This window comes from Vaccinium witches'-broom phytoplasma str. VAC, from assembly GCF_000309405.1.
In the GTDB taxonomy this organism is placed as follows: domain Bacteria; phylum Bacillota_I; class Bacilli_A; order Acholeplasmatales; family Acholeplasmataceae; genus Phytoplasma.
The window spans coordinates 1-8,182 of the sequence record NZ_AKIN01000235.1; the positions used below are offsets into that span (position 1 = coordinate 1).

At 28.3% G+C, this 8,182-nt stretch carries 5 protein-coding genes; all 5 read right to left on the bottom strand.

Annotation, left to right across the window (positions count from 1 at the left end; translation table 11 throughout):
• Positions 1-262 precede the first annotated feature (262 nt).
• The 5 genes from pth to yihA all read right to left on the bottom strand — a co-directional run bounded on the left by pth (position 263) and on the right by yihA (position 7,988).
• Entirely contained in the window at positions 263-826 is a 564-nt protein-coding gene (gene pth, locus RI68_RS03120) for an aminoacyl-tRNA hydrolase (RefSeq protein ID WP_017193773.1), read from the bottom strand.
• Between the two features lie 134 nt (positions 827-960).
• Complete coding sequence (locus RI68_RS03125; protein WP_017193774.1) at positions 961-3,750, bottom strand: cation-translocating P-type ATPase; 2,790 nt, start codon at positions 3,748-3,750, stop codon at positions 961-963.
• Positions 3,751-3,880: 130 nt separating this feature from the next.
• Positions 3,881-4,657: an alpha/beta fold hydrolase gene (locus RI68_RS03130; RefSeq protein ID WP_017193775.1), complete on the bottom strand. Its 777-nt coding sequence runs from the start codon at positions 4,655-4,657 to the stop codon at positions 3,881-3,883.
• A 33-nt stretch (positions 4,658-4,690) separates the two neighbouring features.
• The gene (locus tag RI68_RS03135) at positions 4,691-7,279 is read right to left on the bottom strand and encodes a valine--tRNA ligase (protein ID WP_017193776.1); all 2,589 of its coding nucleotides are present in this window, start codon (positions 7,277-7,279) and stop codon (positions 4,691-4,693) included.
• A 121-nt stretch (positions 7,280-7,400) separates the two neighbouring features.
• Complete coding sequence (gene yihA, locus RI68_RS03140; RefSeq protein WP_017193777.1) at positions 7,401-7,988, bottom strand: ribosome biogenesis GTP-binding protein YihA/YsxC; 588 nt, start codon at positions 7,986-7,988, stop codon at positions 7,401-7,403.
• Between the last annotated feature and the right edge of the window lie 194 nt (positions 7,989-8,182).

Sequence of the window (8,182 nt, forward strand, 5' to 3'; positions counted from 1 at the left end):
CAAAAAATTTAATTAATTTATTAAACATTAAAAGTTAATTTCATTTCATCTAAAAGCTTTACTTTTTAACATTTTTCTATCGCAAAAATTAATTCATTTTTAAACATTTGCAATATTATTTATTTTATCAAAATTATCATCTTTTTAACAATTTTTTTATCAAAAAATAACATCTTTTTTTCTTAAGAAATAAAGGCGCCTGAACAGGGCATAATCACTCTTTTTAACTTGTTTTTAAAAGAAGAAAATTATCATTTCTTTCTTATACAAGAGTGTTCATTAAATTAGCAAAAGGATAACCTTGGATAAAATTGCTGATTAACTTTTTAAACAAAGGAAAATTATTTGTAATTTGTTTTTGTGTTTGGGCATTTAAACGGTTTAAAACATATTGTTCTAAGGGAATACGAGAATCAAGACCAACTCCTATTCTTAATCTTTTAAATTCCTTAGAATGTAGCATATCTATAATATTTCTTAAACCATTATGACCACCATGACCGCCTTTATATTTGAGCTTAAAAGCGCCTGGCTCTAAATTGATATCATCAACGAGCACTAAAACATCATCCTTAGGGATATTATATTTCAACATCAGTTGTTTGATGGCTTTGCCTGAAAAATTCATATAAGTTTGCGGTTGAACTAACAAAATGGTTTCTTGTTCTAATTGAAGATGAGAAACGATACTTGATAGCTCTTTTTTAGTAGTTAAAATGTTTTTTTTCCATTCTTTTTCTAAATAATTAATTAACATAAAACCTATATTATGAGGGGTTAATTCAAACATTTTTCCCGGATTTCCTAAACCTACAATTAGCTTCAATTCGCTCTCCCTTTTTTCTTATTTGTTTTCATCGTTTTCAAATTAAATAATAACATTTAAAACCTTTAAAATGTAAAAAAATAACAAAAAAACAGATAAAAGTTTTTTTGTTATTTCATGGTTAAAAAGCTTAATTATTTGGTCTCAGATGGTTTTTTGTTATTAATGATTTTTTTTCTTAAAGTATCAAAACCTAACATAACCACTATTGGTAAAAGTAAGTATAAATAATCTATAAATCTTATAGGTTTAGTTTTGAAAAAGGAATTCAAAAACCCTATATTTTGAGAAATTAACACAAATAAGAATAACTCGGTGATAATTCCCACGTATAAAAGTTTATTTTTCTTGTTGTAACTTTCCCAAAAATATAATTTATCCGAACGACAAGCAAAAGCATTGCCTACTTGAGCAAAAATAACTGCTCCGAAAGCCATTGTGGACGCATAAATGAAACCTGCTTGTTCAGAAATATCTTTAAAAGCTATTTCATGATTGAGGAAAAATTGGTAACCACCAAAAGCTAAGAAAAAGACTAATGCTAATACACCTTCTACAATTCCTAAAAAACCATAACTTCTTTTTAATATTTTTTTGTCTAATAAATGGTCATTTTCTGTACGAGGTTTGTGATCTAATAAATCTTTTTCGGGTTCTTCAGCACCTAAAGCAATAGCAGGTACTAAGTCCGTTAATAAATCAATAGCTAAAATCTGCATAACAGTTAAATACAGAGGCACTTTAAATAAAGTCATCAAGATAATAGGGAAAATTTGAGGAATGTTTGAGGATAAAACATAAGTCATGAATTTTTTAATATTAGAATAGATTCCTCTAGATTCTAAAACTGCTTTAGGAATGGTAGAGAAATTATCATCTAATAAAATCATATCCGCTGCATTACGAGCGACATCTTTACCAGATTTACCCATTGCAATACCAATATGAGCGGCTTTCATAGCCAAAATATCGTTTACTCCATCGCCTATAGCGCCCACTATTTCATCATTGGCGCGATAAGCTTCAACAATTCTTAATTTGTGTTTAGGAGTTGTTCGGGAAAATAAAACAGGAGCTCTTGTTTTTAAAGAATCTTGCAATTCTTCTTGCGACATTTGTTCTAATTGATTACCATCAATATGGATATATTCTTCTGCGATAATACCTACTTGTTTAGCGATAGAAATAGCTGTAGGACCGTAATCTCCGGTGATAACAGTGATTTTTAAACCAGCTTTTAATAAATCTTTTACTGCGCCTTTAACTTCAATTTTTGGAGGATCGAAATTAACAGCGAATCCTAAGAAGACCATATTAGCTTCTTCTAAAGAACCGTCTTCAATTTTTTTATAAGCGATAGCTAAAATACGATAACCTTGGTTAGATAATTCTTCGTTTCTTTCATAAAAGAATTCTTTTTCTAATTCAGAAAAAGAGCTTACTTGGTTATTCTTATATTGAACATTACAATCTTTTAATAAAACGCTTGGAGCGCCTTTAACAAATAAATATTTGCTACCAATATCATATTTGTCTTGTGCCACATTCGTCGCTAAAACACTCATTTTTTTAGTTTCCGAAGAGAAAGGAGTAGTTTTTTCAACTGTAAAATTTTGACGCACTGCATCAATAGAAAGCCCGTATTTGCTAGCGGCAACTAATAAAGAACCTTCGGTAGGGTTACCTACTACTTGATAATCGTCTTTATTTTTCTCATCATCAATTAAGTTCGTTTCTGAAGCCATAATAGAAGCAATAAAGATTTTTTTCAAGACTTTATCGTCTGTTTCTTGATTTAAATTTTTGATTTGTCCTTCTTTTTTTAAACCATTACCAGCAATATCGACAGAACCGCCCGGAAAGACAATTTTTTTACAAGTTAATTGGTTTTCCGTTAAAGTTCCTGTTTTATCGGTACAAATAACTGTAGCGGAACTTAATGTTTCCACTGAGTATAATTGTTTAATTAAAGCGTTTTGTTTCGACATTCTTTGGGTTCCGATAGCTAAACTTAAGTTGATAGTCGGCAATAATCCTTCAGGAATGTTCGCCACTAACATACTTAAAGCCACTACAATAGCGCCACTTAAAGCCTTGCGCCAAGAATTATCAGCTTTAAAACGCCATAAACATACACAAAAGACTACTAAAGCTAATAAAGAAGCAATAAAACTAATTTTTTTAACTACTCTGTGAATTTCTTTTTCTAAAGTAAATAATCCTTTATCGATGTTTTCAGATAAAACAGATACTTGCCCTATTTGAGTGTTTTCTCCAATAGAATAAACAATCGCTTTAGCGCTACCTTCAGAAACTGTTGTACCTGCATAAACTAAATTAGGCATTTCAGCGACAACACATTCATCTTGTATGTTAGGATTAGCCGTTCTATTTAAGGGGATCGTTTCGCCTGATAACATGGAGTTATCAACGAAAAAATTATTAGCTTGCACTATCCTTAAATCAGCAGGAATAGTAGCCCCTACTTCTAAAAAAATTAAATCTCCGATAGTTAAATCAATAACATCTATCACTTCTATTTGATTATTACGATAAACTTGGATTTTTTTAGGCATCATATCACTTAAAGAAGACAAAATTTTTTCTGCTTTGCTTTCTTGTAAAAAAGCGAAAATACCGTTCACAATGACAACTAAGAAAATAGATAATCCGATTTGCCATTCGCGAATGAAAAAAGCTAAAGTACCTGATATCCACAATAAAATAGCGAACATGGAGGTAAATTGTTTAATAATTTGTTTAAAAACATTAAAATTTTTAGCGGATTTAATATCATTTAACCCGTATAAAAGTTTTCTTTTCTGTACTTCGTTATCATCTAATCCTGTTGGTGAGGTTTGAAAGTGTTTAAACACTTCTTCTTGTGATAATTTACTGATTTGCAAAATATCGTTATTGTTCATAAATTCCCTTACTCTTTTTTTAACTTGTTTAAAAAACAATTTTAATATATTAAAAATATATTTATATCATCCATTTTAACAAAATAAATATTTTTTTTAAAAAAAAATAGTTTCTTCAAAGGTATTATCGTCAATACCTTTTATCTAGCCATACAACCGTATCTTCAAAGGCTTTGTTCGCTTCTATATCGTGAAATAAATTATGATAAGACTCTTGATATAGAATTAATTTTTTATCTTTAGAAGGTACTTTTTCAAATAAAAAAGAACCATTTTTAAAAGAAATAATTTTATCTTGGATACTGTATAAAAACAAAACAGAACCCACATAAAAAGATAATCTTTTTTGTAAATATTGAGGACTTAAAACTAATAAATTTCTCATTAAACGCGGAGTAACATATTCTAAATGATAAGGGAAATAACCCTTATATATAGGCGTATGAGCAATTTTATTAGATAAAAAATTAAGTTTCCTTGGTTTAAAATTAAACCAATAAAAAGGGTATTTTAAATGTTTATTATTCAGTGCATGAGCGGGAGCAGAACTAATAATAGAACCGTTAACCTCGCCGTATTTTACCATATAAGAGTTAGTAATGATTCCGCCTATACTATGACCGATTAAAAAAATTTTTAAAGAAGATTTTTTTTTAATTTTCTTCACAAGAGAAGCCAAATCATCCACCAAAACATGAAAATTATTCACATCACCTCTTGAACCACCACTTTTTCCGTGTCCTCTAACATCGTATAAAATAACGTTATAACCGGCTTGACATAAAAAGTCAGCTAAAGGGAGATAATCTTGTGAACTTTCACCTAATCCATGAGTAATAATAATATTAGCTTTCGGATTAGGAACGTTTTTAAAATTAATATAAAAAAAATTTTTATTAATAAACATATCAACCTTTTTTAAGAAAAAGAAAGGTTATGATTAACCTTCTTGATCTTTATTTTTAATTAATTTTTCATGTTGACTTAAATATTTTTTATATTTATCTTGTTCTTCTTGGATTTTAACTTTACTAGCTTTTTCTAAAAAGGAGGGATTATTTAAAATCTTTTCACTTCTTTGAATTTCGCTTAAAATTTTTTTTAACAATTGTGGCGATTGATTATCAGATTGATTTTTTTTCAAAGCTTGCAAGTCTTTTTTAAAAATGAAAACATATGTATCTTTGTCAAAAAACAACCATTCGTATTGTTCTTGTTTTAGTTTATGGGTTATTTTAATCTCAGAAGCCATTAAAAAACTCTTTAAAACAGGCTTAATAGTTTTTATTTCGGATAGTTTTTCTATAGGAGCTTCTATATATAAAGATAATAAAGTATTTTTGGTTATTTTATAATTTTGTCTCAATTGACGCATTTTCACAATTAAATTTTTAAAAGTTAAGAAATAGAAATCATCAGAGGAATAATTAACTGCATTAATTTGCGGCAATTGTTCGTTAATAATAGGTTGCGTAAAAGCAAATTCTTCATAAATAGCATCAGTTACAAAAGGAATGAAAGGATGGAGCAATTGTAAAGTGATTTTTAAAATATAAAGAGCTAACTTTTGAGAATTTAAAGATACCTCTCGATCGTACTCTTTTAAAACAATTTTTAAAAATTCTAAATGCCAATTGGCTAAGTCTTCCCAAACAAAATTATACAACAGACTTCCTACAATGTTAAATTCGTATTTATCGTATAAATGGTTTGTTTCTTCCATTAAACGCGATAATTGCGATAATAAAAATTTTTCCGGCATTAATAACATTTCAACCTTAAAATCGGTTTGATCTGTATTAATGTTTAATTTAATAAAACGACTAATGTTCCAAATTTTATTAATAAAATTCCAACTAGACGCTATTTTAGTTTCGTTATATAATAAATCCGCACCTGGGGAAGAATTAGTGGTTAAAAACCATCTTAAAGCGTCTGTACCGTATTTATCAATGATATCTATCGGATCTACACCGTTTCCTTTCGATTTAGACATTTTTTGTCCTTGAGAATCTCTTATTAAACCATGCAACAAAACATCTTTAAAAGGTATTTTTTCAATTAAATTCATACTTTGTAAAGCCATTTTAGAAACCCAAAAGGTTAAAATATCATAACCAGTTACTAAAACGTCAACAGGAAAACGTCTTTGGAATAACTCTACGTTATTATCAGGCCATCCTAACGTACATAAAGGCCATAAAGCGGAAGAAAACCAAGTATCTAAAACATCTGGATCTCTTTGAAAACCATAGCCTGGATCTTGCGATTGGACCTTAAATTCATCGCCTTTATACCACACAGGTAAAGAATGTCCCCACCATAATTGACGAGAAATACACCAATCTTCTAAATTTTCTAACCAATTGTTAAAAGTTTTTAAAAAACGTTTAGGAAAGAAGTTAATTTGGTGTTCTTGTAAAACAGATTGCGAAATAGCTTTAGTTTTTAAAAACCATTGTAATGATAACCTTGGTTCAATAACAACACCAGAAATGCTTGAAAATCCTACTGAATGGGTATAATCCTCTATTTTAGATACGAATTTTTTCGCAGTTAATGTTTGGATTAATTGTTCACGACAATCAAAACGATCCATTTTATGGTATTCTTGGGCTAATTCGTTCATAGTTCCGTTAGGATTCATACAAGAAACTATTTGCAAATCATGTCTTTGAGCGATTTGGAAATCGTTCACATCGTGAGCTGGAGTTACTTTTAAAACGCCTGTCCCAAAATCCTTTTCCACACAATTATCAGCGATAATAGGGATTTTTGTGTTCGTTCCAGGAACTACCACTTTTTGGCCGATTAAATGTTGATATCTTTCGTCATCAGGATTAACGGTTAAAGCTTGATCTGCAAAAATAGTTTCCGGCCTTGTAGTCGCCACTTCTACATAATTAGCATTATCATCGGCTAAATAATATCTTAAATAGTATAATTTACCCTCTACTTCTTGATAATTAACTTCAATTTCAGAAATCGTAGATTGAGTAAAAGGGTCCCAATTGATCATTTTATAATCACGATAAATTAATTTTTTGTCGTAAAGTTGAATAAAAACTTTTTCTACTGCTTGGCTAAAATCTTTATCTAAAGTAAATTTTTCGTAATCATAATCCAGATGAAGGCTTAAACGTTTCCATTGAGTATGAATATTTTGTGTATATTCATCTTTCCATAAGGCAGCATATTTTAAAAAGATTTCTTTGGTTAGGTTTTGTTCAGCAAAACCTTCTTCTTTTAATTTTTGTTTGATTTTGCTTTGAGTCGCTATACCGGCATGATCCATTCCCGGCAAAAAAAGGACGTCAAAACCCAACATTTTTTTTCTTCTGATAATTATATCTTGTAAAGTATTATTCCAAGCGTGACCTAAATGTAGTTTGCCCGTAATATTCGGAGGCGGAATAACAATAGTGAAAGGTGTTTTATCGGGGTTATTTTGTGTTTTAAAATAGCCTTTTTCTAACCATTTAACGTATCTTTTATTTTCTAATAATTTAAAATTATATTTTTGTTCCATATTTTTCTTAATCCTAATTTTTTAGCTTTAAAACACTAAAAAATATTTTATCTTTAGTTCATAATAATTATTATCTTATACCGAAAAGTATCAAATTTAACAAAAAATAAAAAATAATGAATTATGTATTTATTTTATCATAAATAAAATTAACTATTTCATTTAAACCATCTTTATTTTTGCAAGAAAGTAAAAACATAGGAATATTTTCTTCAGGCGTACAAAATTCTTTTTTGATTCTTTGCATTTGATTAATAACTTGATTTTTCAACACTTTATCTTTTTTATTTAAAATTAAAAAAACCGGTAAATTATATTCTCTTAAATTATGATAAATATCTAAATCCATCTTTGTAGGACCCACTTTAAAATCAATAATTTGAAAAATAATTTTAACAAAATAGTTGTTTTGTAAAAAATTATTAATCATATGGAAAACGCTTTGTTTAAAAGTTTTATTTCTTTTAGAATAACCATAACCTGGCGAATCAACTAAATAAAAAGAATCATTTAATAAAAAATAATTAATAGTGGTTGTTTTACCAGGTGTTTTAGAAAATAAAGCTAATTTGTTTTTATTCGTTAAAGCGTTGATAAAAGAACTTTTGCCAACATTACTGCGACCCATTAAAAAAACTTCTGATAAACGGAGGACGGGACAGTCAATAGGGTCTTGAATACTTTTAATAAAAATAGATTTTTTAATCATTTTTTTCCTCAATATATTTCCTATATAGTGTTTTTAATGAAAAAAAACTCATAAAAAATATTTATATTTTTTCCAATTTAAAAAGGATGTTTTTTTATTTATCATTCTATAATGTATTTATTTCTTTCCATCAGTTGATATAAAAATAATTTTCTTATTTTTTTTTTTTTTATGACTTATATTAACAATGTTAT